25 protein-coding genes and 2 pseudogenes are annotated in these 24,476 nt (G+C 70.1%); 12 read left to right on the forward strand and 15 right to left on the reverse strand.

The features are described 5' to 3' along the window. Positions 1 to 60 precede the first annotated feature (60 nt). Together glpK and ACWEOH_RS15340 are read right to left on the reverse strand one after the other, a co-directional pair. Entirely contained in the window at positions 61 to 1,581 is a 1,521-nt protein-coding gene (gene glpK / locus ACWEOH_RS15335) for a glycerol kinase GlpK (RefSeq protein ID WP_452032436.1), read from the reverse strand. Positions 1,582 to 1,694: 113 nt separating this feature from the next. Next, positions 1,695 to 2,420 (reverse strand): MIP/aquaporin family protein, encoded by a 726-nt coding sequence (locus ACWEOH_RS15340; protein WP_238476485.1) that lies wholly within the window; start codon positions 2,418 to 2,420, stop codon positions 1,695 to 1,697. Positions 2,421 to 2,708: 288 nt separating this feature from the next. Here ACWEOH_RS15340 and dhaK point away from each other — a divergent pair, with 288 nt between their 5' ends. Genes dhaK through dhaM form a run of 3 tightly spaced genes read left to right on the forward strand, consistent with a single transcriptional unit; the run spans position 2,709 to position 5,086 of the window. Then, the gene (dhaK, locus tag ACWEOH_RS15345; protein ID WP_452033888.1) at positions 2,709 to 3,710 is read left to right on the forward strand and encodes a dihydroxyacetone kinase subunit DhaK; all 1,002 of its coding nucleotides are present in this window, start codon (positions 2,709 to 2,711) and stop codon (positions 3,708 to 3,710) included. Positions 3,711 to 3,722: 12 nt separating this feature from the next. Then, a complete protein-coding gene (gene dhaL / locus ACWEOH_RS15350) occupies positions 3,723 to 4,370 on the forward strand; it encodes a dihydroxyacetone kinase subunit DhaL (protein ID WP_452032438.1) in 648 nt (215 codons plus the stop codon). Positions 4,371 to 4,372: 2 nt separating this feature from the next. Next, on the forward strand, positions 4,373 to 5,086 hold the full coding sequence (dhaM, locus tag ACWEOH_RS15355) for a dihydroxyacetone kinase phosphoryl donor subunit DhaM (protein ID WP_452032440.1): 714 nt from the start codon (positions 4,373 to 4,375) through the stop codon (positions 5,084 to 5,086). Between the two features lie 56 nt (positions 5,087 to 5,142). Here the strand turns inward: dhaM and ACWEOH_RS15360 are convergent, their stop codons facing one another. Next, the gene (locus ACWEOH_RS15360) at positions 5,143 to 5,907 is read right to left on the reverse strand and encodes an SDR family NAD(P)-dependent oxidoreductase (RefSeq protein WP_452032442.1); all 765 of its coding nucleotides are present in this window, start codon (positions 5,905 to 5,907) and stop codon (positions 5,143 to 5,145) included. Positions 5,908 to 5,973: 66 nt separating this feature from the next. Between ACWEOH_RS15360 and ACWEOH_RS15365 the strand changes: the two genes are divergently transcribed. Continuing rightward, positions 5,974 to 6,369: a hypothetical protein gene (locus ACWEOH_RS15365; protein ID WP_452032444.1), complete on the forward strand. Its 396-nt coding sequence runs from the start codon at positions 5,974 to 5,976 to the stop codon at positions 6,367 to 6,369. Positions 6,370 to 6,398: 29 nt separating this feature from the next. On the opposite strand, the pseudogene ACWEOH_RS15370 reads toward ACWEOH_RS15365, so the two are convergent. Then, positions 6,399 to 6,527: pseudogene (locus tag ACWEOH_RS15370) on the reverse strand (AraC family transcriptional regulator); the annotation flags it as partial. Positions 6,528 to 6,630: 103 nt separating this feature from the next. Here ACWEOH_RS15370 and ACWEOH_RS15375 point away from each other — a divergent pair. Continuing rightward, on the forward strand, positions 6,631 to 7,275 hold the full coding sequence (locus tag ACWEOH_RS15375; RefSeq protein WP_452032446.1) for a patatin-like phospholipase family protein: 645 nt from the start codon (positions 6,631 to 6,633) through the stop codon (positions 7,273 to 7,275). A 33-nt stretch (positions 7,276 to 7,308) separates the two neighbouring features. Here ACWEOH_RS15375 and ACWEOH_RS15380 read toward each other — a convergent pair whose 3' ends face one another. Next, positions 7,309 to 7,941: a TetR/AcrR family transcriptional regulator gene (locus ACWEOH_RS15380; protein WP_452032448.1), complete on the reverse strand. Its 633-nt coding sequence runs from the start codon at positions 7,939 to 7,941 to the stop codon at positions 7,309 to 7,311. 102 nt (positions 7,942 to 8,043) lie between these two features. On the opposite strand from ACWEOH_RS15380, the gene ACWEOH_RS15385 reads away from it, so the two are divergent. Next, positions 8,044 to 8,625 carry a dihydrofolate reductase family protein gene (locus ACWEOH_RS15385; protein WP_452032450.1) on the forward strand — a complete coding sequence of 194 codons (582 nt, stop codon included), beginning with the start codon at positions 8,044 to 8,046 and terminating at the stop codon, positions 8,623 to 8,625. Between the two features lie 255 nt (positions 8,626 to 8,880). On the opposite strand, the pseudogene ACWEOH_RS15390 reads toward ACWEOH_RS15385, so the two are convergent. The 7 genes and pseudogenes from ACWEOH_RS15390 to ACWEOH_RS15420 all read right to left on the reverse strand — a co-directional run. After that, a pseudogene (locus tag ACWEOH_RS15390) lies at positions 8,881 to 9,432 on the reverse strand (maleylpyruvate isomerase N-terminal domain-containing protein); the annotation flags it as partial. A gap of 109 nt (positions 9,433 to 9,541) precedes the next feature. Continuing rightward, positions 9,542 to 9,970: a cupin domain-containing protein gene (locus ACWEOH_RS15395; RefSeq protein ID WP_452032452.1), complete on the reverse strand. Its 429-nt coding sequence runs from the start codon at positions 9,968 to 9,970 to the stop codon at positions 9,542 to 9,544. Positions 9,971 to 10,068: 98 nt separating this feature from the next. Next, positions 10,069 to 11,007, reverse strand: coding sequence for a hypothetical protein (locus tag ACWEOH_RS15400; protein WP_452032454.1), 939 nt, complete (start codon positions 11,005 to 11,007; stop codon positions 10,069 to 10,071). Between the two features lie 26 nt (positions 11,008 to 11,033). Further along, on the reverse strand, positions 11,034 to 11,480 hold the full coding sequence (locus tag ACWEOH_RS15405) for a hypothetical protein (RefSeq protein ID WP_452032456.1): 447 nt from the start codon (positions 11,478 to 11,480) through the stop codon (positions 11,034 to 11,036). 137 nt (positions 11,481 to 11,617) lie between these two features. Then, entirely contained in the window at positions 11,618 to 13,993 is a 2,376-nt protein-coding gene (locus tag ACWEOH_RS15410) for an ATP-binding cassette domain-containing protein (RefSeq protein WP_452032458.1), read from the reverse strand. 91 nt (positions 13,994 to 14,084) lie between these two features. Beyond that, positions 14,085 to 14,495, reverse strand: coding sequence for a VOC family protein (locus ACWEOH_RS15415; protein WP_148735012.1), 411 nt, complete (start codon positions 14,493 to 14,495; stop codon positions 14,085 to 14,087). A gap of 10 nt (positions 14,496 to 14,505) precedes the next feature. Then, positions 14,506 to 15,000 (reverse strand): helix-turn-helix transcriptional regulator, encoded by a 495-nt coding sequence (locus tag ACWEOH_RS15420; RefSeq protein WP_452033890.1) that lies wholly within the window; start codon positions 14,998 to 15,000, stop codon positions 14,506 to 14,508. A 180-nt stretch (positions 15,001 to 15,180) separates the two neighbouring features. Here ACWEOH_RS15420 and ACWEOH_RS15425 point away from each other — a divergent pair, with 180 nt between their 5' ends. Then, complete coding sequence (locus ACWEOH_RS15425) at positions 15,181 to 16,083, forward strand: TerC family protein (protein ID WP_452032459.1); 903 nt, start codon at positions 15,181 to 15,183, stop codon at positions 16,081 to 16,083. 125 nt (positions 16,084 to 16,208) lie between these two features. Beyond that, entirely contained in the window at positions 16,209 to 16,826 is a 618-nt protein-coding gene (locus ACWEOH_RS15430) for an HdeD family acid-resistance protein (RefSeq protein WP_148735009.1), read from the forward strand. Between the two features lie 76 nt (positions 16,827 to 16,902). On the opposite strand, the gene ACWEOH_RS15435 is transcribed toward ACWEOH_RS15430, so the two are convergent. Beyond that, entirely contained in the window at positions 16,903 to 17,670 is a 768-nt protein-coding gene (locus tag ACWEOH_RS15435; protein ID WP_452032460.1) for an SDR family oxidoreductase, read from the reverse strand. A 142-nt stretch (positions 17,671 to 17,812) separates the two neighbouring features. On the opposite strand from ACWEOH_RS15435, the gene ACWEOH_RS15440 reads away from it, so the two are divergent. The 4 genes from ACWEOH_RS15440 (at position 17,813) to ACWEOH_RS15455 (ending at position 20,454) form a co-directional block, all read left to right on the forward strand. After that, the gene (locus ACWEOH_RS15440; protein ID WP_452033892.1) at positions 17,813 to 18,280 is read left to right on the forward strand and encodes an NfeD family protein; all 468 of its coding nucleotides are present in this window, start codon (positions 17,813 to 17,815) and stop codon (positions 18,278 to 18,280) included. Then, a complete protein-coding gene (locus tag ACWEOH_RS15445) occupies positions 18,277 to 19,245 on the forward strand; it encodes an SPFH domain-containing protein (protein ID WP_452032461.1) in 969 nt (322 codons plus the stop codon). Before ACWEOH_RS15440 ends, ACWEOH_RS15445 begins: the two co-directional genes overlap by 4 nt. Positions 19,246 to 19,250: 5 nt before the next feature. Further along, entirely contained in the window at positions 19,251 to 20,003 is a 753-nt protein-coding gene (locus ACWEOH_RS15450) for a glycerophosphodiester phosphodiesterase family protein (RefSeq protein ID WP_452032462.1), read from the forward strand. A gap of 85 nt (positions 20,004 to 20,088) precedes the next feature. Beyond that, the gene (locus ACWEOH_RS15455) at positions 20,089 to 20,454 is read left to right on the forward strand and encodes an RNA polymerase-binding protein RbpA (RefSeq protein ID WP_452032464.1); all 366 of its coding nucleotides are present in this window, start codon (positions 20,089 to 20,091) and stop codon (positions 20,452 to 20,454) included. Here ACWEOH_RS15455 and lnt read toward each other — a convergent pair. Beyond that, the gene (gene lnt, locus ACWEOH_RS15460) at positions 20,451 to 22,007 is read right to left on the reverse strand and encodes an apolipoprotein N-acyltransferase (RefSeq protein ID WP_452032466.1); all 1,557 of its coding nucleotides are present in this window, start codon (positions 22,005 to 22,007) and stop codon (positions 20,451 to 20,453) included. The genes ACWEOH_RS15455 and lnt overlap by 4 nt on opposite strands. Before the next feature lie 30 nt (positions 22,008 to 22,037). Next, entirely contained in the window at positions 22,038 to 24,470 is a 2,433-nt protein-coding gene (locus tag ACWEOH_RS15465; RefSeq protein WP_452032468.1) for a DEAD/DEAH box helicase, read from the reverse strand. Positions 24,471 to 24,476: the final 6 nt, after the last annotated feature.

Here is a 24,476-nt window from a genome sequence, read left to right on the forward strand (position 1 = left end):
GCGCCCGGGCGGCGCACACGAACGGCCCCGCGGATGCCGCGGGGCCGTTCGCCGTTCGGATCACTCGTGCGAGACGTCCTCGTCGACCCAATCGAAGGTCTTCGTGACCGCCTTCTTCCAGAGCCGCAGCTGTCGCTCACGCTCGTCCGCGTCCATCTGCGGCTCCCAGCGACGGTCCTCCTGCCAGTTGGCCCGGAGGTCGTCGAGGCCCGACCAGAACCCGACCGCGAGGCCGGCGGCGTACGCTGCGCCGAGCGCCGTGGTCTCCGCGACCACAGGCCGGACGACGGGCACGCCGAGGATGTCCGCCTGGAACTGCATGAGCGTGTTGTTCGCGATCATGCCGCCGTCGACCTTCAGCTCGGTGAGCTCCACGCCCGAGTCGGCGTTCACCGCGTCGAGCACCTCGCGCGTCTGGAACGCCGTCGCCTCCAGCGCGGCGCGGGCGATGTGGCCCTTGTTCACGTACCGGGTGAGGCCGACGAGCGCACCACGTGCATCGCCACGCCAATACGGCGCGAACAGCCCCGAGAACGCCGGCACGAAGTACGCGCCGCCGTTGTCGTCGACGGTCTTCGCGAGCTCCTCGATCTCCGGGGCGCTCGAGATGAGCCCGATGTTGTCACGCAACCACTGTACGAGCGCACCCGTGATCGCGATCGACCCCTCCAGCGCGTAATGCGCCGGCTCGTCGCCGAGCTTGTAGCCCAGCGTGGTGAGGAGGCCGTTCTTCGAGTGGATGATCTCGGTATCCGTGTTGAAGATGAGGAAGTTGCCGGTGCCGTACGTGTTCTTCGACTCGCCGGCGTCGAACGCCGCCTGGCCGAACGTCGCGGCCTGCTGGTCGCCGAGGTCGCCGGCGATCGGCACCTCGCGGAGGAGGCTCGACCCGTGGGCCATACCGAAGACGCCCGACGAGGGCTTGATCTCGGGGAGCATCGACTTCGGCACGTTGAACGCCGCCAGGATGTCGTCGTCCCACTGCAGGGTCTCGAGGTCCATGAACATGGTGCGGCTGGCGTTCGTGACATCCGTGGCGTGCACGCCGCCGTCGACGCCGCCGGTGAGGTTCCAGAGCACCCACGTGTCGGTGTTGCCGAAGATCAGGTCGCCCGCCTCCGCCTTCTCGCGGGCGCCCTCGACGTTCTCGAGGATCCACACGATCTTGGTGCCCGAGAAGTAGGTGGCGAGCGGGAGGCCCACCTTGTCCTTGAACCGCTCGACGCCGCCGTCGGCCGCGAGCCGGTCGACGATGGGCTGCGTGCGGGTGTCCTGCCACACGATGGCGTTGTAGACGGGTTCGCCGGTGTTCTTGTCCCACACGACGGCGGTCTCGCGCTGGTTGGTGATGCCGACCGCGGCGATGTCGTGCCGGGTGAGCTGCTTCTTGCCGAGGGCCTGGCCGATGACCTCGCCGGTGTTGCGCCAGATCTCCATGGGGTCGTGCTCGACCCACCCGGGCCTGGGGAAGATCTGCTCGTGCTCGAGCTGGCCCGACGACACGATCGAGCCCTTCTTGTCGAAGACGATCGCGCGTGTGCTCGTTGTTCCCTGGTCGATGGCCAGGACGTAGTCAGCCATGACTTCCTCTCAATGTTGCGGATGTCCCGCCGGCGTCCTCGTCGGCGAATGCACGAGCTTGCCCGTGCCGAACGAAGCGGGGCCGGCCCGCATGGGCCGGCCCCGCCGGATGGTCAGGTGAGGACCGGCAGCAGCACCAGGGCTGCCCAACCGGCGAGCAGGCCGCCGATGATGGGGCCGACCACCGGGACCCAGGAGTAGGACCAGTCGCTGCCGCCCTTGCCGCGGATCGGCAGGAAGGCGTGCGCGATGCGCGGACCGAGGTCGCGGGCCGGGTTGATGGCGTAGCCGGTCGGACCACCGAGGGAGACGCCGATGCCGACCACGAGGAGGGCCACCGGCAGCGCGCCGAGCGAGGCGAGGCCGGATGCGTCGCCCTGACGGCCGAAGCCGATGACGACGAAGACCAGCACGAAGGTGCCGATGATCTCGGTGATGAGGTTCCAGGCGTAGTTCCGGATGCCGGGGCCCGTCGAGAAGGTGCCGAGCTTCGGCGCCGGGTCGGGTTCCTCGTCGAAGTGCTGCTTGTACGCCAGCCAGCAGATCACCGCACCGACGATCGCGCCGATGAGCTGCGCCACGATGTACGCGAGCACCGACGTGAAGTCGACCGGGACGGTGAGCCCGAGGGCCGCATTGCCGAACTCCGTCGCGCCGTTGGCGACCAGCCCCAACGTCACGGCCGGGTTGATGTGCGCGCCCGATGCGTAGGCGACGATGACGGCGGCGAAGACCGCGAAGCCCCAGCCGAACGTCACCATGAGGAATCCGCCGTTGAAGCCCTTCGTCTTGGCGAGGGCGACGTTGGCCACGACACCGCAACCCAACAGGACCAGCATCGCGGTCCCGACGAGCTCGGAGAAGAACAACACCCAGAGAGTGTCCACGTTGACCTTCCATCCTTCGTGCTGAGCCCGGGGGCCGCGCCCACGGGCGGAACACCCCACACCATACTCGCGGCGCGTACGCGCAGGGAATGGCCGGGCGCCTTTTTGTGGAGGCGCCTCTCCGATTTCCGGGAAGCTCTTACCTCGGGCGCCGCTTCGGGCGTAGGTTGACGGGGGAGTGCTGCGACGGCGCCGATGCATGGTCGCGCGGTGTTCGGCAGCCATGGTGAAGGGATGCCCGTGAAGAAGATCATCAACGATCCGAAGCGCGTCGTCGACGAATCGGTCGCCGGATTCGGCCTGGCCCACGCCGACATCATTCGCGTCGAGCTGGATCCGATCCATGTCGTGCGGGCGGACGCCCCGATCGCCGGCAAGGTCGGCATCGTCAGCGGCGGCGGCAGCGGACACGAGCCGCTCCACGCCGGATACGTCGGCTTCGGCATGCTGGATGCCGCGGTGCCCGGCGCCGTCTTCACCTCGCCCACACCCGATCCGATCCTCGCCGCCACCAAGGCGGTCGACGGCGGAGCGGGCGTGCTGCACATCGTGAAGAACTACACCGGCGACGTGCTCAACTTCGAGACCGCGGCCGACCTGGCGGCCGCCGACGGCATCACCGTGCGCGCAGTCGTCACGAACGACGACGTCGCCGTGAAGGACAGCCTCTACACGGCCGGCCGCCGCGGCGTGGCGGGCACCGTGCTGGTCGAGAAGATCGCGGGCGCGGCCGCCGAGCGCGGCGACTCGCTCGACGAGGTCGCCGACCTCGCCGAACGCGTCAACGCCAACGCGCGCTCGATGGGCCTCGCCCTGACGCCCTGCATCGTGCCGCACGCCGGCGAGCCGAGCTTCACGCTCGCCGAGGACGAGATCGAGATCGGCATCGGCATCCACGGCGAGCCCGGACGCGAGCGTATCAAGCTCGAGCCGGCCGACGGCCTCGTCGACCGCCTCATCGAGCCCGTGCTCGACGACCTCCCGTACTCGGGCGGCGACCGCGTGCTGCTGTTCGTCAACGGCATGGGCGGCACGCCGCTCATCGAGCTGTACCTCGCCTACCGACGTGCTGCCGAGGTGCTCGCCGAGCGCGGCATCACGATCGCCCGGTCGCTCGTGGGCAACTACATCACGTCGCTCGAGATGCACGGGATGTCGATCACGCTCCTGAAGCTCGACGACGAGATGATCGAACTGTGGGACGCGCCGGTGCAGACGGCTGCGCTCCGATGGGGACGATAGAGGGAGGCATCCGTGGGTCTGGACATCACCTGGGCGGTGGACTGGGTCAGGCGAAGCGCTGACGTGATCTCCGAGCACCGGGTCGAGCTCATCACGCTCGACCGGGAGATCGGCGACGGCGATCACGGCGAGAACATGGATCGCGGCTTCCAGGCCGTGCTCCCGAAGCTCGACGACCTGCCGGCCGGGTCCACCCCGGGCGATGTCCTGAAGCTCGTGGCGACGACGCTCATCTCGACGGTCGGCGGGGCCGCCGGTCCGCTCTACGGCACCGCGTACCTGAAGGGCGCCGTGGCCGCCGGATCCGAGACGTCGCTCGACGGCTCGGCGATCGCCGCGGTGCTCACGGCGGCACGCGACGGCATCGTGATGCGCGGCAGGGCGGAGTCGGGCGACAAGACGATGGTCGACGCCTGGACGCCCGCCGTCGATGCGGCCGACGCAGCAGCGTCGAACGGGTCGGATGCCGCGGCAGTCCTCGCGGCTGCAGCGGCCGCCGCCCGTGAGGGCGCGATCGCAACCGAGCCGCTCGTCGCCCGCAAGGGCCGCGCGAGCTACCTCGGCGAGCGTTCCGCCGGACACCGCGATCCCGGCGCCGAGTCGACCGCGCTGCTGCTGCAGGCCGCGGCCGACGCGGCCTCCGCCTCGGCGGGGGCGTGAGGGTGGCGACCCCGGGAAAGGTCGGCGTCGTCTTCGTCTCGCACTCCGCGCGTATCGCGGAGGGCCTCGTCGAGCTCGCGCGTCAGATGGCGCCGTCGGCGGCCCTCGTGGCCGCCGGCGGCACCGATGACGGCCGCATCGGCACGAGCTTCGACCTGGTGAGCTCCGGCATCGCAGAGGCCGACTCGGGCGCGGGGGTGGTGGTGCTCTGCGATCTCGGCTCCGCGATCCTCACGACCGAGACGGCGCTGGACTTCCTCGACGACGAGGTGCGCGAGCGCGTGCGCATCGTCGACGCTCCGTTCGTGGAGGGCGGAGTGGCTGCGGCCGTCGCCGCCGAGGCGGGCGACGACCTCGCACACGTGGTCACCGCGGCGGAGTCGGCGCGCGGCGGCGCCGAACCCGGCGCCGGCGCGACGACACCCGTTGCCGCATCCGGTGCGGCCGGGGCATCCGGTCATGTGCATGCTCGCACCGTGACGCTCGTGAACGCCGACGGCCTGCACGCGCGCCCCGCCGCCGAGCTGGTGAAGCTCGCGAGCACGTTCGGACCGCGCGTCACGGTGAACGGCACCGACGCGAAGAGCCTGCTCAGCATCATGTCGCTCGGCCTCACGAAGGGCGCGACGGTCGAGATCGCGAGCGACGATCCCGATGGAGGTGCGGCGGTGGCGGCGATCGCGGCGCTGGCCGAGTCGGGATTCGGCGAGGCTTGACCCGGCGGGCAGGGGAGGGGACCCGCGTCGCGCGAAAAAGAACGATCGTTCTCTGCTCAGTTGCCGCCGGCGACCCTGATGTCGGCGCCCGAGGTGTACGAGGCATCCGACGACAGCAGGTAGGCGACCGCGCCGGCCACCTCGTGCACTTCGCCAGGGCGGCGCATCGGGATGCCGGGCGCACGTTCGTCGGGCGCGTTCGGACGCCCGGCGGCCGCGTGGATCTCGGTGCGCGTGGTGCCGGGGGAGACCGTGTTGACGCGCACGCCGACCGGTCCGAACTCCTTCGACGCGCCGGTCGTGAGGGCGTTGAGCGCGGCCTTGCTCATGGAATAGGGGATGTAGGTGTTCGGCGCGCCCGTGGTCGCGGCGCCCGACGAGATGTTGACGATCGAGCCGCCCGCGCCGCCGCGATCGGTGGCCATGTGGGCGATCGCCGCCCGCGTCAGCACGATCGGGGCGAGCACGTTGATCCGGAACACGAGCTCCGACTCGTCGATCGACCCGTCGAGGAACCCGCCGATGCGGCCGGTGATGCCCGCGTTGTTCACGAGGCCGCTGACGGCCCCGAAGTGCACGACGGCCGCGGGCACCACGGTGGCCGCGGCATCCAGGTCGGCGAGGTCGACCTGGAGCAGCAGCACTCGGGCGCCGGATGCCTCGCAGACGCGCTGCACGGCCTCGGCGTCCTGAGCGCGGTCGCGGTAGGTGAGCACGAGGTCGTGGCCGTCGGCGGCGAGCCGTTCGGCGATTGCGGCCCCGATCCCACGGCTGCCGCCCGTGACGATCGTGACCGGGCGGTTCGTGGCATCCGTGTGCATGCCACCACCCTACGAGCCGGCGCGGATGCTGGCGTGCCTCGGGGGAGCGGGCGTACCATCGGGCCCATGACACGCGACGCGGCGGGTCGCCCAGGCGACGGCAACGCCTTCTCCAGATTCTTCGTCCGAGTCGACAATGCGCTCGAGCCCATATTCACGACGACACCGCTCGTCGACGACTCACCGCCGGCCGACGAGCAGGAGCTGCGCTCCCGTCCGTGCCCGGTGTGCGGCCGCCCGATCTCCGAGCATGCGTTCGAGGAGACGAACGGCAACGTCATCATGGAGTGCCCGACCGACGAACGGCTGCCCGAGCCGCTCTCGAACGGACCGCTCAACGAGTTCGGCATGCCCGCGACCGGGCGCCGGCTCGAGAAGTACGAGGAGCGACAGGCCCGCAAGGAGGCGGAACGCGAGGCCCAGCGCGAGGCGCGCGAGGAAGCGGAGGCGGAGCGCGCGTAGTCGGATGCCGGGTCGCCGACGGAGTCGGTCTATTCGTCGCGCTCCACGGGCAGCCACAGCTCGCAGGTCGCGGTGCTGAAGTCGGGGGAGCGGTCCAGCACGGCGACCATCGATGGGCCTGGACGAAGGCGCCAGGGATTGGACGGGGCCCAGTTCGCGGGTGCGACGCCGACCGAACTGCTCGCCGCCGTCCTCGCCGTCGATGTCCGGCCACGGACCGGTCCGAGCGAACCGGACCGAGGACGCAGCGCAGCCGGGTCCGTGGCGGATCACCTCGAGCGCATGCGTGCGCTCATCGCCTCCGCCGAGGATCAGGCCGACCTGCGTCGCAGGGTGGGGGCGAGGGCGCTCGAGCTGGAGGCAGCGTCGCCCGGAGCCCGGCAGGCGCAGTGGCGCGCGACCGTCGCCTCACGCCTGCCCAGTCCCGAGTGGCCCCGTCGACGCATCCTGATCACGGCGGTGGATGCCGAGACCGGCGAACCGATCGTGTTCGATCGCGACAGCGGCATCGACCTCGTGGATGCCGTGGCCGCCAGCTGCTCCAGCGGCGCCACCTACCGGGTCGGCGGGCATGCGTACATCGACGGCGGCTTCCGATCCAACGCGGAGAATGCGGACCTGGCGAGCGGATGCGCACGGGTGCTCGTCTTGTCGCCGTTCGGTGGCAGGTCGCTGGTGCCGGCATCCTGGGGCACGCATCTCGCGACGCAACTCGACGAGCTGCGCGCACGGGGGAGCGGTGTCGAGACGATCGTCCCCGACCGCGAAGCCGAGCACCTGTTCGGCGCGAATGGGATGGATCCGACGCTGCGCCCGCCCGCTGCACGAGCCGGATACGACCAGGGTCGGGCCCTCGCTGAGCGCGTGACCGAGTTCTGGCGCTCAGGCGCTGACCCCGCGAGCTGACGGGATCGCGGTGCTCCGTCGATGCGTCGGGGCCTACGGAGAAACCGGCGTGGCGTAGCGCGCGACCATCGTCCGAGCCGCTTCGTCCACCACCCGCTGGGTCTCCGCCTGGGTGAGCGACCAACCGACGTGCACCAGGCGAGGCCAGAAGACGACGGTGGCGATCATGCCGAGGAACTGCGTCGCCGCCATGTCCGGGTCATCCACCTGTGCGGTTCCCGCAGCGTTCTCCGCACGGAAGTAGCGACCGAGCGCCGCGAGGACGGGAAGGGTTCCGAAGTCGAATGTGCGCGCGCGCAGCTCGGGGAACCTCGGTGACTCGGCGATCACGGTCCGGATCAGCTCGGACATGCGGGGCCTCGACAGCAGCTCCGCATACGCGCGGCCCAGCATGACGAGACCCGCATGGAAGGCTCCGGGTGGCGGGAGCTCGATCGTCTCGTCGGGCGAGTCGCCAGCAGCGAGCACCGTCGCCTCGAACAGGGCCGCCTTCGTCGGGAATTGCTTGAACAGCGTCGCCTTGGAGATTCCCGCACGCTCCGCGACCCGCGCCAGCGAGGTCCGGTCGTAGCCCGACTCGAGGAACAGGTCCGCGGCCGCGTCGAGGATCGCCACGCGGTTCGCCGCAGCGATCCGTCGATGGTAGGCCGAGGGTTCAGGTGACATGGATCAAGTCTGCCATGAGGTGAGTCGGTTGACTCACCACGAAACGCTCGGTAGAGTCAGGAATGGTGAGTCACCTGACTCACCATTACGGAAGGAGGGGTGATGGCACGCGTCATCGTTCACGCGACCGTGACCCTGGACGGCTTCATGGCCGACGCGGATGGGGGGATCGACTGGATGTTCGACATTCCGGCGGCTCCCGAGGACGAAGTGGTCGTACGGCGGGTCATGGACGAGATCGGCGCGGTGGTCGGGGGAGCGAACCGGACGCAGACCATCGAGGACGGCGAGGTGCCGTACGGGGGAATGCTGAAGGTTCCGGTGTTCCTCATGACCCGGAGTGCGCACGATCCCGTGGAGCGGGACGGCATCACGTACACGTTCGTGGTCGACGACATCGTGCAGGCGGTCGAGTCCGCCAAGGCGGCGGCGGGGGACAAGTGGGTCAGCCTCCTGGGCGGCAGCATCTCGAGGCAGTGCCTCGAACGCGGACTCGTCGACGAGCTCCACCTCGACATCGTGCCGATCCTGCTCGGCGGCGGTATCTCGCTGTTCGCCGGCCTGGGTCAGCGCATCGACCTGGAGCGCCTCGAGACCTCCGCGTTCGCCGGCGAGACCCATCTCCGCTACCGCGTGCTCAGCACGGAGGGGAGCGGACGAGCAGCAGTTCCATCCAGGGCGTGATCGGATCGGATGTCGTCGGCTGTCACACGGACGGATCCCAGGCAGCGAGCTGATCGAAGATACGACGCTCGCCTTCGAACTCCAGCGAATCCAGCGGTATGCGGCCGTAGAAGAACAGGACCAGGTCGCTGGCCGTGCCCCAGGCAGTGACGTCGGCCGAGTCGGGGTCACCGCCGGCAGCGGCGTGAGGTGGGCGACCTGTGCGCCGTCCTGCGACAGCCGGAGGCGCCAGGAGCGGCCCTCGGCGGCGTGGTACTCGACGATGGCGGGGTCGTGCGGCCAGGGGACCGTCGTCGCGCAGAGGATGAACTGGCAGTCGTCGAAACCGTCGAAGGCGATCCGCTCCGGTATCGGCTGCGGGGCACCACCGGTGAGTTGGACGTCGTAGGTGTGCACTGCGATCTCGCGGAGCTGGCGCCGCGCCCAGGCCCCGGAGGTCTGCGGTGACGGCGAATCTCCCCACCATGTCCAGCAACCGCGATCCGGGCCCGCCTTGCGCAGCACGCTCCCCAGCTGCTCGACGGACTCGACCCACCAGGCCAGGAGAGCCTCGCGCTCCCGAGGCGCACCCGTGCCGCCTCCCCAGGCGGACTCGTCCGGTGGAGCGTCCGCGGGTCCGGCGGTGACGATGGCGGCTGCCTTGCGACGACCCATGCCCACGTGTTGCACGTGATCGAACAGCGTCCGCTCGGGATGGGTCGGCATCCGAACATCGAGACTGGGTGCCGCGGCGACTGCAGCGTGGAACGCGGCCGACCGTTCATCGATCAACCGCAGCTGATCAGCGAACGTGAGAATCGGGTGCATCCCGCCCTCCTCTCACCGTGCTTCGATGACCGGACAGGCTCAGGAGGGAAGGGGCTTTGGCGGGGCGAACCGACATAATGTGCATTATCGGCGCGTGCGGCGCGCCGCCTCACCACGGCATCGGGCGATCGACGGTCCGCTCCGAGTCATCCGGGAATTCCGGCAGCTCCGTGCCGCCCGCCCGGATGCACAGCCAGCGCAGCAGCTCCGATCCGTCGGGCGCACATCGCCACGTGCGCCAGACGCCTTGGCCGACGCGCACCAGCGTCCCGGCCTCGACGTCGACCACGTCGTCGTCGAGGCCCATCTGGCCATGTCCGGCGAGGAACACGTACAGCTCCTCGACGTGGGCATGCCGATGCCAGTAGCCGGCTTCCTCGCCGGGTTCGAGCGCATTCGCCGTCAGCCCGATGAACTGCATCGTGAGCTCGTGGTCGACGACGCGCCGGCCGTCGCGCGAGCTCTCGGGTCGGAACCCGCCGTAGTGCGAGCGCCAGTCGTCGAGCCCGCCGATCTCCAGGACCTCGTAGTTCGTCACGGCTCCCACGATAGATCCGCCCACTCCCCCCACCGACTCCAACCACTGGGCAAGCGCTTCCCCATGATCACTCCAGATCACGGCCCCGAACACGCTGCTCAGTCGCAGACCGAGCTGATCGCCGGTCGGCAGTCGTCCGGCGTGTTCCCGCTGACGCGCGTCAGTCGCAGCGTCGTGTTCGCGTTCTCCTGGTAGATGCCGCCGCCGGTGGCCGTTCCACCGGGTGCGGTCGCGGTGTTGTGCTGCACCCGGCTGGTGGTGAGCTTCGCCGTCCCGAAGTTCGCCAGGCCGCCGCCGACGGCGACACCACCTGTCGGCCCGACCGACGAATTGTCTCGGACCGCGCTGTTGACGAGCGCCAGGGTCGCCCCGGTGTTGTTCGTGACGCCGCCGCCCACCGCGGCGGTGTCACCGGTCGCGGTGTTGTCGCTCACGATGGTGTTGGTGAGCGACGCCGTGCCGCCGTTGACGATGCCGGCGCCGCCGACGATCGCGCCGCTGCCCGCCGCCGTGTTGTCGACGACGCGGGTGTTGACGAGGGTCACGGTGCCCGAATTCAGGATGCCGCCGGCGCAGATCGCCGCACCGCCATCGGGGCAGTCGACCGCACTCCCGCCGCTGATGCTGCCGTTCACGATCGTCAGCGCTCCCCCACGCACCACGTGGACGATCCGGAACGCCGCGGCATCCGGGGCCCTCGAGATCGTGGCATTGACGATGGTGAGCTCGCTCGTGACGGTGGGCAGGCCCGTTCGGCTCGACGAGCCGACGGGCACCTCGGTGAGCACGAACGTACCCGCCGCCTGCAGCGTGTCGGCGCCGTGCCCCGCTCGGCACGCGTCGCGCACCGCATCGGTGTTCGCCGCGATGATCGCCTCCACCAGCGAGCAGTTGCCGTTGACGAGGTCGTCGACCGCACGCGGCGTCACGCGGATCGACGCTCCCGGCTGCGGGACGGCGCCGGTCAACCCGACGACAGCCGCGGATGCGGCCACCACCGCGAGGAGCGCCCCACGCCACCGTATGCGCGTCTCCACCGCTCGACGGTCGGATCGCGTCGGACTCAGCGGTCGGACCCCTCGATCCGAGCCTTCTTCCAATTGCTCGTGCACTCGAGCGTGACGGTGAATGTTCCGCTGCCGATGGCCCAGTTCGTGAAGGAGCCCTCGATGGACTTCACGGCGACGAACTCCTTCCTCCCCTCGATCCGGCGCTCCGACGAGGTCGCGACCACGAGCGTCGCGACCGAGGACGCCGTGTCGATGATCACGCCCAGCGGAAGGATGCGGTCGTTCGAGAACTTCTTGTCGGTGAGATACGGGAAGTCCGCCGGGCACGCCCCGCTGAACCGGGCGTTGGCCCAGAGCCCCTCGTACCGAACGGAGTAGATCTGCACCCGGATGACCTCGGGATCGCTCGGCGGGTCGGCCGCAGCCGGTACCGCGACGGCTCCGGCGAACAGCATCCCGAGCCCCGCTCCGACCGCCAGCAGTTTCCGATACCTGGACATCGTCGTCCTCCCCCGATGTGAGGGCCCTCCCGTGATCGCCCGGGCAGCGCCCGACCGCCAGTATGCTCCGAGTTCGCGACGTTGTCTTCCCTCGCGTGTCACCTCGGCTGCCGCATGCCGGCGCGTCGGGCGTCGGGTCAGGCGCCCACGTAGTCGGCGAGGTGCTCGCCGGTCAGGGTGGAACGAGCGGCGACGAGGTCGGCCGGCGTGCCCTCGAACACGATCCGCCCGCCGTCGTGACCGGCGCCCGGCCCGAGGTCGATGATCCAGTCCGCGTGCGCCATGACCGCCTGGTGGTGCTCGATCACGATCACCGACTTCCCGGCGTCGACGAGGCGGTCGAGCAGGCCGAGCAACTGCTCCACATCCGCGAGGTGCAGGCCGGTCGTCGGCTCGTCGAGCACGTAGACGCCGCCCTGCTCCCCCATGTGCACCGCGAGCTTCAGGCGCTGCCGTTCCCCGCCCGACAGGGTCGTGAGGGGTTGCCCGATCGTGAGGTAGCCGAGCCCGACATCGGCGAGCCGCTGCAGGATCGTGTGCGCAGCCGGGATCCGAGCCTCGCCCGCGCCGAAGAACTCCTCCGCCTCGTCCACCGACATGGCCAGCACCTCGCTGATGTCGCGGCCTCCGAGCTTGTAGTCGAGCACCGAGGCGTCGAACCGCTTGCCGCCGCACACCTCGCACACCGACGCGACGGTCGCCATAGGCCCGAGGTCCGTGTAGACGACGCCGTTGCCGTTGCAGTTCGGGCACGCCCCCTCGGAGTTCGCGCTGAACAGCGCCGGCTTGACGCCGTTGGCCTTGGCGAACGCCTTGCGGATCGGCTCGAGCATGCCCGTGTAGGTGGCCGGATTGCTGCGGCGGGACCCTCGGATGGCGCCCTGGTCGATCGAGACGACGCCCTCGCGGCCCGACACGGAACCATGGATGAGCGAGCTCTTGCCCGAGCCGGCGACGCCGGTCACGACCGTGAGCACGCCGAGCGGGATGTCGACGTCGACGCCCTGAAGGTTGTTGGCGTCGGCACCGCGCACCTCGAGCGCGCCCGACGGCGTGCGGACCGAGGGCTTGAGCGCGGCACGGTCGTCGAGATGCCGGCCGGTCAGCGTGCCGCTTCGGCGCAACTCGTCGACGGTCCCCTCGAACACGATCTCGCCGCCGCCGGCGCCCGCGTGCGGACCGAGGTCGACCACGTGGTCGGCGATCTCGATCGCCTCGGGCTTGTGCTCGACGACGAGGACGGTGTTCCCCTTGTCGCGCAACTGCCGGAGCAGGTCGTTCATGCGCTGGATGTCGTGCGGGTGCAGCCCCACCGTCGGCTCGTCGAAGACGTACGTGACATCCGTCAACGACGACCCGAGGTGCCGGATCATCTTCGTGCGCTGCGCCTCGCCACCCGACAACGTGCCCGATGAGCGATCGAGCGAGAGGTAGCCGAGCCCGATCTCGACGAACGAGTCCATGAGCTGCTGCAGGTTCGCGAGCAGCGGCGCGACCGTCGGCTGGTCGAGGCCGCGCACCCACTCCGCGAGATCGCTGATCTGCATGGCGCACGCGTCGGCGATGCTGATGCCGTCGACCTTGGAGGAGCGGGCGCCCTCCGCGAGCCGCGTGCCGCCGCACTCGGGACAGGCGGCGAACGTCACCGCCCGCTCCACGAAGGCGCGGATGTGCGGTTGCATGGCGTCCAGGTCCTTGGAGAGCATCGACTTCTGCACCTTGGGCACGAGGCCCTCGTAGGTGAGGTTGATGCCGTTGATCTTCACCTTCGTCGGCGACTTGTACAGGAAGTCGTGCAGCTCGGCCTCGGTGAACCGCTCGACCGGGGTGTCGCCGTCGAAGAACCCGGACTCCGCGTACAGGCGGGTCGACCAGCCGTCGGCCGTGTACCCGGGCACCGTGATCGCCCCCTGGTTCAGCGACTTCGTCGCGTCGAAGAGCTGGCCGAGGTCGATGTCGGAGACCGTCCCCATGCCCTCGCATCGGGGGCACATGCCGCCGAGCTGGGTGAAGTCGATGGACTTCTGCTCGCCGCCCTCCACCGTGATCGCGCCGCTCCCCTGAACGGTCGGGATGTTGAACGAGAACGCCTGCGGCGAGCCGATGTGCGGGCGCCCGAGGCGGCTGAACAGGATGCGCAGCAGCGCGTTCGCGTCGGTCACCGTGCCGACCGTGGAACGGGCGTTCGCGCCCATGCGCTCCTGGTCGACGATGATCGCCGTCGTCAGGCCCTCCAGCACGTCGACGTCTGGCCGGGAGAGGCTCGGCATGAAGCCCTGCACGAACGCGCTGTACGTCTCGTTGATCATGCGCTGCGACTCCGCGGCGATGGTCTCGAACACGAGGGAGCTCTTGCCTGAGCCCGAAACGCCCGTGAACACGGTGAGCCGGCGCTTGGGAATGGCGACGCTGACGTCCTTGAGGTTGTTCTCGCGCGCACCCTGCACGCGGATGAGGTCGTGGCCGTCGGCCGCGTGCGACCCGTTCGTCGCGTGGTCGGTCGTGATCGTCATCGGTTCTCCAAGCGGGGGACGTGGTCGGTTGCATGCGGGAGGTCCTGCACGGCGGCGTCCGTGCAGGACCTCGAGTCGGAGCCGGCAGTGCTCAGCGCGGCTCCTGGATCCTGACCATGTTGCCTGCGGGGTCGCGGAACGCGCAGTCGCGTACGCCGTAGGGCTGGTCGATGGGCTCCTGGGCGACCTCGGCGCCGCTGGCCTGCACCTGCTCGAACGTGCCGTCGACGTCGGCCGTGGCGAGCACGATGCTTGCGAACGTGCCCTTCGCCATCATCTCGGCGATCGTGCGTCCCTCGTCTTCGGTGACGCCGGGGTCGGCCGTCGGCGGATAGAGCACGACTGAAGTGCCCGGCTGGCCGCTCGGGCCGACGGTGATCCACCGCATCCCTTCGTATCCGACGTCGTTGCGCACCTCGAACCCGAGGACGTCGCGATAGAAGCCGAGGGATGCCTCGGGATCCGTGTGCGGGAGGAACGTGTACTGAATCGTGATGTCCATGTGCGCCACGCTACTGCCGCCGCTCGGCGGCCGCTTCTCGATTCCTGACCGGTCGCGCCACCCGCTTCGCCATGACCGACGGCACCCCCGCCATCACGGACGACACGCCCTCGATCGGCTGGCGTGCCTCGCGCTGGTAGACGCTCGGCGGCACGCCGACGAGCTCGGTGAACCGGGTGCTGAACGTGCCCAGCGACGAGCAGCCGACCTCGAAGCACACCTCGGTGACGCTCAGGTCGCCGCGCTGGAGCAGTGCCATCGCGCGCTCGATCCGCCGGGTCATGAGGTAGCTGTAGGGCGATTCGCCATAGGCGCGCTTGAACTCGCGGCTCAGGTGCCCGGCCGACATGTTCACGCCGCGGGCGAGCGCATCGACATCGAGCGGCTTCGCGTACTCGCGGTCCATGCGGTCGCGGACACGCCGCAGCAGCGCGAGGTCTCGCAGGCGCTGCTCGTCGGCGGGACTGCTGTTCACCCCTCGATCGTGCCACGCCCCGGCGACCATGCCCACCCGTCGCGGACCCGCCGGCTGGGTCACGTCGGTGCCGTCCCCGGTGGGTGGCGCGGCCCTCCTGCACCGAACGCGCGGTGACGATGCCGCGGAACCCGAGACGGATCGCGTCGGCGACGCCGCTCATCCGCGCGGTGGAGGTGTCGACCCGCCGGCATCCGCTAGGCATGGAGGATGGAGTTCTCCCTCGAGTTCACGCCCGACCTGCTCGCCGTCTTCCTCACGCTGTTCGTCCTCGAGGTGGTGCTCGGCGTCGACAACGTGATCTTCATCTCGATCCTCGCGTCGAAGCTGCCGGTGGAGCAGCAGGCGCGGGCGCGCAACCTCGGGCTCACGCTGGCGATGCTCATGCGCGTGCTGCTCGTGCTCTTCGCCGGCTGGATCATCACGCTGAAGGCCGACCTGTTCGTGATCGCCGGCATCGGCTTCTCGGGACGCGACCTCATCCTCATCGCGGGCGGGCTCTTCCTCGTCTACAAGGCGGTGCACGAGATCCACCAGAAGCTCGAGGGCGTCGAGGAGCACGGCGCGGGCGGTGCCGCACGCGCGACGTTCGGCTCGGTGATCTTCCAGATCCTGCTGCTCGACCTCGTGTTCTCGCTCGACTCGGTCATCACGGCCGTCGGCATGACCGAGAACCTCGTCGTCATCATCACGGTCGTCGTGCTCTCGTTCGGCCTCATGCTGTTCGCCGCGCGCTACATCTTCACGTTCGTCAACCGTCACCCGACCGTCAAGATGCTCGCGCTCGCGTTCCTCCTGCTCATCGGCGTGTTCCTCATCGCCGACGGCTTCGGGGTGAAGATCGACAAGGCGCTCATCTACGGCCCGATGGCGTTCGCGATCTTCGTCGAGGCGCTGAACCTCCTCGCCGCGTCGCGCCGCGCCAAGCGGCTCGGCGCCGTCAGGGAGCCCGTGCGGCTGCACACCGGGTACCCCGTCGAGAACGAGGTCGAGGCCGTGCACGCGGCGACCTCGACGGGCCCCGAAGCGGGCGCCGTGCACCTGTCGCGCCGTCCGGTCAGCGGCGCCGTGACCGACCACGACGGGCACGAGGAGCCGCGCGGGCTCGGCTGATCGCTACTCCCCGTCACGCGACGACACGGGAGGACGCGCGCACTCACATCCGACACTCAGGCACCGGCGAGGCATAGCCTGACCCTTGCAACGCCCCTCAGTCGTCGCCTCAGAAAGGACATCCCATGTCGACGCCGCAGTCCAGTACGGTCTTCGCCGCCTTCTCGCTCGACTCAGCGAACCTGTCGAAGTCCGCCATCAACACCGTCCGCGCGACCCTCGGCATCAGCGGGGTCATCGCCCTCATCGTGGGCATCCTCATCACGTTCTGGCCGAAGAACTCGGCGCTCGTGCTCACGGTCATCCTGGCCATCTACTTCGTCATCGCGGGCCTCGCCTACCTGGGCCTCGGCATCTTCTCCAAGGGCATCTCGGGCGGCGCCAGGACGCTCGACATCATCCTCGGCCTGCTGTTCCTCATCGGTGGCGTCATCGCCCTGTTCAACGTCCAGACGGCGGCGGCGGCCCTGGCCGTGTTCCTCGGCATCCTGATCGGAATCCTGTGGATCGTCGAGGGCGTCGTGGCGCTCGTCCAGTCGGGCGACTCGCCGTCGCGCGGGTGGACGATCTTCTTCGGCATCCTGAGCGTCGTGGCCGGCATCATCGTGCTGTTCTCGCCGCTCTGGGGCGCCGTCGTGCTGTTCGTCATCGCGGGTATCGCGCTGATCGTGCTCGGCATCATCCAGATCGTGCGCGCGTTCACGTTCGGTCGTGGCGCGGGCGGAGCGGCCGCGACGGCGTAGCGCCGCGGCATCCGACGATGAAGGCCGGTCCGGAGCGCACAGCGCTCCGCGACCGGCCTTCATCGTGTCGTGCGGCTCAGGCCTCGGGCGCGAACCCCGAGGTGTCGCCGACGTAGCGGGTGTTGCCGGCCGGGATCGGCTCGGCGACGGCGGCCGCGACCTCCGCGGCGAACTCCGAGACGTTGTAGAGCCGACCCGCGTCCTCGCGGCGCGCGGCGATCGCGCCGGGGTTGGCGCGCTCGAGCAGCGTGGCGGTGATGGTGCCCTCGATCATGTCGCCCGACACGACCACGAACTCGATGCCGGATGCCGCGAACTCGGGCAGCTTCGCCCGCAGCGCGTCCTCGCCGGCGCGCTTCGAGAGCGCGACGGGCTCGTACTCGGGCATCGTCGGCGTCGTGCGGATGAAGTGCGCCTGGTGGCTCGTGACGAAGACGATGCGCGCGCCCTCGGCGAGGTGCGGCAGTGCGCCCTCGACGACGTTGACCTGCGCGTCGCGGTTGAGCCGCATGGCGTAGTCCTCGCCCATGCCCGACTCCATGCCGCCCGACGCGTTGAGCACGAGGATGTCGATGGGACCGAGCTCGGCGACGGTGCGCTCGAACATCTCGGCCACGGACGCCGGGTCGGTGAGGTCGGCGCCCACGGCGATCGCCCGGCCGCCGGCCTCGGCGATCTCGGCGACGACCTTCTCGGCGCGCGGCGCCTTGCTGCGGTAGTTGACGACCACGGCGGCGCCGGCCGCCGCGAGGTAGCGGGCCGTGTCGGCGCCGATCCCGCGCGACGAGCCCGTGACGAGGGCGACGCGACCGTCGAGCGATCCGGGGGCGAGTGGGTTGGTCACGGCGGGGACTCCTCGTGGCTTTCTGGGACGGACCGATGGGTCCTGGCGATGCGCCGAACCGAGACTATCAACTCACCCGTCGCGGCATCCGCCCTGCTAGTTTCGAAGCGGGGACGCGTGCGAAGGAGACCATGACTTGGATGTGCTGACGCAGTACGCATGGATCGTCTGGCTCGTCCTGATCCTCGTGTTCGCGACCATCGAGGTCTTCACGCTCGAGATGACGTTCCTCATGCTCGCGCTCGGCAGCGTCGCCGGCCTGCTCTCGGGGCTGTTCGGCATCCCGTGGTGGGCGCAGTTCATCATCGCCGCGGTCGTCGCCGTCGCGCTCATCCTGACCCTTCGACCATCGCTGCTGCGGCTGCTCAGGCGCGGCGGCGATCCCGCGCGCAGCAACATCGACGCGCTCATCGGCGCCGACGGCGCGGTCGTGCGCACGGTGACACCCGCGGGTGGCCAGGTCCGCCTCCAGAACGGCGAGGTGTGGACGGCCCGCCTCTCCCCCATCACCGAGCAGACGGATGTCGCCGTGGGCGAGCGCGTGCTCGTCACGGGCATCGATGGTGCGACGGCCGTCGTCGTGCCCGTTGAGAGGAGCACCCCGCAGTGATCGACTCCGGCACCATCATCATCGCGGTCGTCGTCCTGGCGATCGTCATCTTCGTCATCGTCGTGCTGGCGAAGTCGATCCGCATCATCCCGCAGGCCTACGCGGGCATCGTCGAGCGGCTCGGCCGCTACCACAAGACGCTCATGCCCGGCCTCAACGTGCTGGTGCCCTTCATCGACCGGCTGCGTCCGCTCGTCGACATGCGCGAGCAGGTGGTGTCGTTCCCGCCGCAGCCCGTGATCACCGAGGACAACCTCGTCGTCTCGATCGACACCGTGGTCTACTTCCAGGTCACCGACGCGCGGGCCGCGACCTACGAGATCGCGAACTACCTCGGCGCCGTCGAGCAGCTCACCACGACGACGCTGCGCAACGTCGTCGGCGGGCTGAACCTCGAAGAGGCACTCACCTCCCGCGACAACATCAACGGCCAGCTGCGCGTCGTGCTCGACGAGGCCACCGGCAAGTGGGGCATCCGCGTCTCGCGCGTCGAGCTGAAGGCGATCGACCCGCCGCTTTCCATCCAGGACTCGATGGAGAAGCAGATGCGTGCCGAGCGCGACCGCCGCGCGCTCATCCTCACCGCGGAGGGCACCAAGCAGTCGCAGATCCTCACGGCGGAGGGCGCGCGGCAGGCGGCGATCCTCCAGGCAGAGGGCGACGCGAAGGCCGCCGTGCTCCGCGCGCAGGGCGAGGCGGAGGCGATCCTCACGGTGTTCGACGCCATCCACAAGGGCGACCCCGACCCGAAGCTGCTCGGCTACCAGTACCTGCAGATGCTGCCGCAGCTCGCCGAGGGCGCCTCGAACAAGCTCTGGATCATCCCCAGCGAGCTCACCGAGGCGCTGAAGGGCATCGGCAAGGCGTTCACGCCGCCGGCAGCGCCGACGGACGCCGCACCGACCAGGTCGACGGATGCCGCGACGACCCGGCCGCCGGGTGCGCCGTCGCCCGAACAACCCTGAGCCGCGTGGCCTCGACCTACCTCGATCCGCCCGCGCCGCGGGTGCTCGCGCACCGCGGGCTCGCACTCGATGCACCCGAGAACACGATGCTGGCGTTCTCGAAGGCGGTCGAGATCGGGGCGTCGTACCTCGAGACCGACGTGCACGTGTCGCACGACGGCGTCGCCGTGATCTCGCACGACCCGAGCCTGCGGCGCGTCGCCGGACACGACCTCCGGGTATCCGACCTCACGATGGACGAACTGCGCCGGATCGATCTCGGGCACGGCCAGGCGTACTGCCCCCTCGAGGAGGCGCTCGACGCCTTCCCGCAGACGAGGTTCAACATCGACATCAAGGTGGAGGGCGCGCTCGCACCCACCGTCGACGTGCTCCAGCGCACGGGAGCGGGGCCGCGTGTGCTGCTCACGAGCTTCACCGACGGCCGGCGGCGCCGCGCGGCGCGCCTCGTCGTCGACGCCGTGAGCTCTCCCGGCCGTGCCGGGGTCATCCGCTCGCTGTTCGCCGCACCCTTCGGCCCCGCGGCGCTCGCCTGGGCGGTGCGCGGTGCCGTGGCGCTGCAGGTGCCCGAACGCGTCGGACCGTTGCGAGTGGTCACGCGCGCCTTCGTGGAGCGCGCGCACCGCGCCGGCCTCGAGGTGCACGTGTGGACCGTGAACGACCCCGCGATCATGACGCGACTGCTCGATCTCGGCGTCGACGGGCTCGTGACCGACCGCGCCGACCTCGCCCTTCCCCTCGTCGAGGCGCGTACCTGAGAATTCCCCGGCAATCCCCCAGTCGGTGGCAAGGGAATGCCCAGCTTGGTCGTTTATACAGGTAGACGATCGAGAGGAGTACGCCATGGCGGACCGGAGCCTTCGGGGCATGCGTATCGGCGCCCAGAGCCTGCAGAGTGAGGACGGCGTGGTCTTCGCCGACCGTGCCGACTACACCTACCGCTGCGAGGCGTGCGGTCGCGAGACCGTGATGACCTTCTCGACCGAGGCGGAGCTCCCCGAGAGCTGGGAGTGCCGCTACTGCGGCGCCGCCGCGACCCTGCTCGTGGACTCGAAGCCGGTCGAGATCGATCGCTCGGGCGAGAAGGTCGCCCGTACCCACTGGGACATGCTGCTCGAGCGCCGCACCCGCGCCGAGCTCGAGGAGCTCCTCGAGGAGCGCCTCGCCTACCTGCGAGCCCGTCGCGGCCAACAGAAGATCGGCGCCTAGCCCTCGCCGTCGCCCTCCTCGACGACGTCGCGACGTGAACGTCGTGCGATCACGCCTGCGGCGATGAGTCCGCCGAGCGATCCGGCGACGATGAGCAGCGGGACCGCGCCGCCGAGCACGACTGAGGGTGTGAGGCCCTCGCGCAACTCCACGTCGGTGACCATGGCGCCCGGCTCGTAGGCCGGCAGCGCGTCGATGGTGCGGCCGGTCGGATCGATCACCTGGCTCGTGCCCACCGTGGAGATGTTCACGACCGACCGGCCCGTCTCGATGGCGCGCAGGCGCGCGATCGCCAGCTGTTGCTGGTTCTCGTCGGTGCCGCGGAAGTCGGCGTTGTTCGTCTGGAACATGTAGAGGTCGGCGCCATCGCGCGCGCCCTCCCAGATGAGCTCGTCGTAGATCACGTCGAAGCAGATCGCCAGGCCCGTCACCGCGTCGCCGAGGTCGAACACCGGCGGATTCGTGCCCGGGGTGTAGCCGCGCTGGATGAGCCCCGTCAGGTCGCCCGCGATCGCGTCGTAGAACCAGCGGTCGGGGATGTACTCGCCGAACGGCACCGGGTTGCGCTTGTCGTAGCTCGCGACCGCGCCCTCGTCGGCGCGCCAGAGCAGGGAGGTGTTGAAGAACTCCGCGCCGTTCGTGGTCACCGTGTTGAGCACGAGGGGCGCGTCGAGCTGCTCGCTGAGGTCGTCGAAGATGTCGGCGACGTCGGGGCTGCGCGTCGGGTCGATGTCCGACCCACCCTCGGGCCAGAGCAGCACGTCGATGTCAGGCTGGTCGAGGATCGGCTCCGTCGCCTCGAGCTGCGCCTCCAGCACGTCGCCGGGTTCGCGCTCGTCGAAGTACCCCGCTGGGCCGTTGCCCTGCACGCTCGCCACGCGGAGCTCCCCGGTCGTGGTCGTCGGCCACGCCGGCACGAGGAGCGCCACGAGCGCCAGCGCAGCGACCGGGACAGCCGAGCGCAGGTCCTGCCACCCACGGAGGCGAACCCACTCGATGACGCCGGCGACGAGCGCGACCATGATGAACGAGAGGCCCGTCGACCCGACCCACGACACCACGTCGGCGAACGGGCTCTCCGACTGGCTCTGCGCGGCACGCCCCCACGGGAATCCGCCGTACGGCAGGGTGCCCGTCGCCGCCTCGCGCACGCACCAGAGGCCCGCCACGAGCAGCGGGAGCCAGATGAGCCGCACCCACCGCGACGAGCTGGCCCGCGGCACCCAGCGGTACGCGAGCGTGATGAGCACGGCGCCGCCCGCGACGAAGAACGATTCGAAGATCGACAGGGCGAGCCAGGGCACGGGCCCCAGGTACAGCGCCGTCCACGACACCTGCTGCAGGTAGAACGCCACGCCGAAGGCGAAGCCGACCAGCGCGGCCGACCATCCGCTGCGGCCGATCAGGCTGACGAGTGCGAGCCCGATGCCGACGAAGGCGAGCGGCCAGATGCCGGCGCCCGGGAATCCGAGGTCGTACACCAGCCCGCCGGCGATCGCCGCGAGGAGTGCGACCCACAACGGCAGCAGCGGACGCGGGTCGTTCTCGGGCACCAGATCAGCCTAGGCGACGATTCCCGGCGTTCACGCGACCGACCCGTAGGCCACCACGCCGCGCCGCACGGCGTCGATCGCCGCCCGCGCGGTCGCGCCGAGCTCGGCGTCGGCGACGATCGAGACCTGGTCGAGCAGGTCGACCACCTGCTTGGTCAGGCGCACGAAGTCGCCGGCCGCCAGCTCGGTTTCGGCGAGCACGGTGCCGAGGCCCGCCCCGCCCGCCCAGGCGTGCATGGCGAGGGCCAGTGCGGGCGACGGCTGGTCGCTCCCCGTGAGCCGGTGGTCGCGTTCGAGGTCGTCGAGTCGGCTCCACACGTCGGTGGTCGCCTCGAACGCCGCACGGAATCGGCCGCGGGGCATCCGGTAGTCGACGCCGCGGTCGTCGCGCCGCGGCTCGTAGACGAGCGCCGCCGCCATCGCGGCGATCGACGGCACGTCGAGGCCGTCCCACAGCCCCTGCCGCAGGCACTCGGCGACGAGCAGGTCGCGTTCGCCGTAGATGCGCTTCAGGATGCGACCCGCCGACGTCGAGACGAGCGATCCGTTCGCGTCGCGCTCGAGGTAGCCGAGCTGCTCGAGCACCTCGGTCACGCGGTCGAACCGCTTCGCGACCTGGCCGGTGCGGGTGCGGATCTGCCGCGAGAGCTGGTCGTGCTCCTGCTTGAGGCGCCACCACCGCTCGGCCCAGCGCGCATGCTGCTCGCGCTCGGCGCAGCCGTGGCACGGATGCGCCCGCAGCTGCTTGCGCACCGCGACGAGCTCGCGCTGCATCCGCTCGCGCTGCGCGTGCGTCGGGTTGCCCTTCGACGACTGGCGCTCGAGCTCGCCGATCCGCCGCCGGATCGCGGCGTACTCCGCGAAGTCGCCGAGGTGGCACCGCATGGCCTCCTCGTAGCCCGCCATCGACTCCTCCTGCTTGCGGAGGGTGCGCGCGAGGTCGACGACCGCGCGGTCGGCCTGGAACTGCGCGAACGACAGCTCCAGGATCTGGCGCGTGCGGTCGCGCCCGAACTGGTCGATGAGGTTGACGGCCATGTTGTAGGTCGGCTTGAAGCTCGAGTTCAGCGGGTAGCTGCGACGCGACGCGAGCGCGGCGACCGCCTCGGGGTCGAGCCCGTCGGCCCACTGGATCACGGAGTGGCCCTCGACGTCGATGCCGCGCCGTCCGGCGCGGCCCGTGAGCTGGGTGTACTCCCCCGGCGTGATCGGCACGCGCGCCTCGCCGTTGAACTTCTCGAGCTTCTCGAGCACGACCGACCGGGCGGGCATGTTGACGCCGAGCGCGAGCGTCTCGGTGGCGAAGACCACCTTCAGGAGCTTCAGCTGGAACAGCTCCTCCACGACCTCCTTGAAGGCGGGCAGCATCCCGGCGTGGTGCGCCGCGACGCCGCGCTGGAGGCCCTCGATCCAGTCCCAGTACCCGAGCACGGCGAGGTCCTCGTCGCGCAGCATCCGGGCCCGCTCCTCGACGATGGCGCGGATCTCGTCGCGCTCCTCGGCGTCGGTGAGTCGGATGCCGGAGCGGAGCACCTGGCGGACGGCCTGGTCGCAACCAGCCCGCGAGAAGATGAACACGATGGCGGGGAGCAGGTGCTTGCCGTGCAGCAGGTCGACGACGTCGGGACGCTCGATCCGCCCGCTCGGCTGCCCCTGCTGGTGGAACCGGCCCCGGTCGCTCCCGCGTCGCCCGCGCGCGGAGCGCGACGAGATCGACCGTCCGCCGGTGCGCGCCAGGCGCTGCAGCTCGGGATTGACCCGATTCGTGGCCGCGAGGCCCGACGAGTCGAACAGGTCGAGGAGCTTGCCCTTCACGAGCACGTGCTGCTCGAGCGGCACGGGGCGCTCCTCGGAGACGATCACGTCGGTGTCTCCGCGCACGGCCTGCAGCCAGTCGCCGAACTCCTCGGCGTTCGACACGGTCGCCGAGAGCGAGACGAGTCGCACCGCCTCGGGGAGGTGGATGATGACCTCCTCCCACACCGCGCCGCGGAACCGATCGGCGAGGTAGTGCACCTCGTCCATCACGACGTAGGCGAGGCGGTCGAGCAGCGGCGAGTCGGCGTAGAGCATGTTCCGCAGCACCTCGGTGGTCATCACCACGATGCGCGCACCCGAGTTCACGTTCGTGTCACCCGTGAGCAGGCCCACCTGGTCGGCGCCCCACTCGTCGGCGAGCTCTTGGAACTTCTGGTTGCTGAGCGCCTTGATCGGGGTCGTGTAGAAGACCTTCGCCTTCGGCTCCTGCATGGCGAGGAACACCGCGAACTCGGCGACCACGGTCTTGCCGGCGCCCGTCGGCGCGGCGACAAGGACGCTGCGGCCCTCGTCGAGCGCGGCGCACGCGGCCTGCTGGAAGGGGTCGAGGTCGAACTTCAGTCGTGAGGCGAACTCGGCGAGGCGGGGCTTGCGGCGCTGCTCGCGCGAGATCGCGTACCGCTCGGCCGGGGAAAGGGTCTCCACCCCTCC

This window comes from Agromyces sp. NPDC004153 (assembly GCF_053603635.1).

Bases quoted from the DNA above. Each gene is read 5' to 3' on its own strand.
- ACWEOH_RS15455 (WP_452032464.1), top strand. From the start codon at position 20,089: ATGGCGGACCGGAGCCTTCGGGGCATGCGTATCGGCGCCCAGAGCCTG.
- ACWEOH_RS15415 (WP_148735012.1), bottom strand. From the start codon at position 14,495: ATGGACATCACGATTCAGTACACGTTCCTCCCGCACACGGATCCCGAG.
- ACWEOH_RS15380 (WP_452032448.1), bottom strand. From the start codon at position 7,941: ATGTCACCTGAACCCTCGGCCTACCATCGACGGATCGCTGCGGCGAAC.
- ACWEOH_RS15410 (WP_452032458.1), bottom strand. From the start codon at position 13,993: ATGACGATCACGACCGACCACGCGACGAACGGGTCGCACGCGGCCGAC.
- ACWEOH_RS15385 (WP_452032450.1), top strand. From the start codon at position 8,044: ATGGCACGCGTCATCGTTCACGCGACCGTGACCCTGGACGGCTTCATG.
- ACWEOH_RS15420 (WP_452033890.1), bottom strand. From the start codon at position 15,000: ATGGTCGCCGGGGCGTGGCACGATCGAGGGGTGAACAGCAGTCCCGCC.
- ACWEOH_RS15430 (WP_148735009.1), top strand. From the start codon at position 16,209: ATGTCGACGCCGCAGTCCAGTACGGTCTTCGCCGCCTTCTCGCTCGAC.
- ACWEOH_RS15340 (WP_238476485.1), bottom strand. From the start codon at position 2,420: ATGCTGGTCCTGTTGGGTTGCGGTGTCGTGGCCAACGTCGCCCTCGCC.
- ACWEOH_RS15425 (WP_452032459.1), top strand. From the start codon at position 15,181: ATGGAGTTCTCCCTCGAGTTCACGCCCGACCTGCTCGCCGTCTTCCTC.
- ACWEOH_RS15365 (WP_452032444.1), top strand. From the start codon at position 5,974: ATGACACGCGACGCGGCGGGTCGCCCAGGCGACGGCAACGCCTTCTCC.
- glpK (WP_452032436.1), bottom strand. From the start codon at position 1,581: ATGGCTGACTACGTCCTGGCCATCGACCAGGGAACAACGAGCACACGC.
- ACWEOH_RS15405 (WP_452032456.1), bottom strand. From the start codon at position 11,480: ATGTCCAGGTATCGGAAACTGCTGGCGGTCGGAGCGGGGCTCGGGATG.
- ACWEOH_RS15360 (WP_452032442.1), bottom strand. From the start codon at position 5,907: ATGCACACGGATGCCACGAACCGCCCGGTCACGATCGTCACGGGCGGC.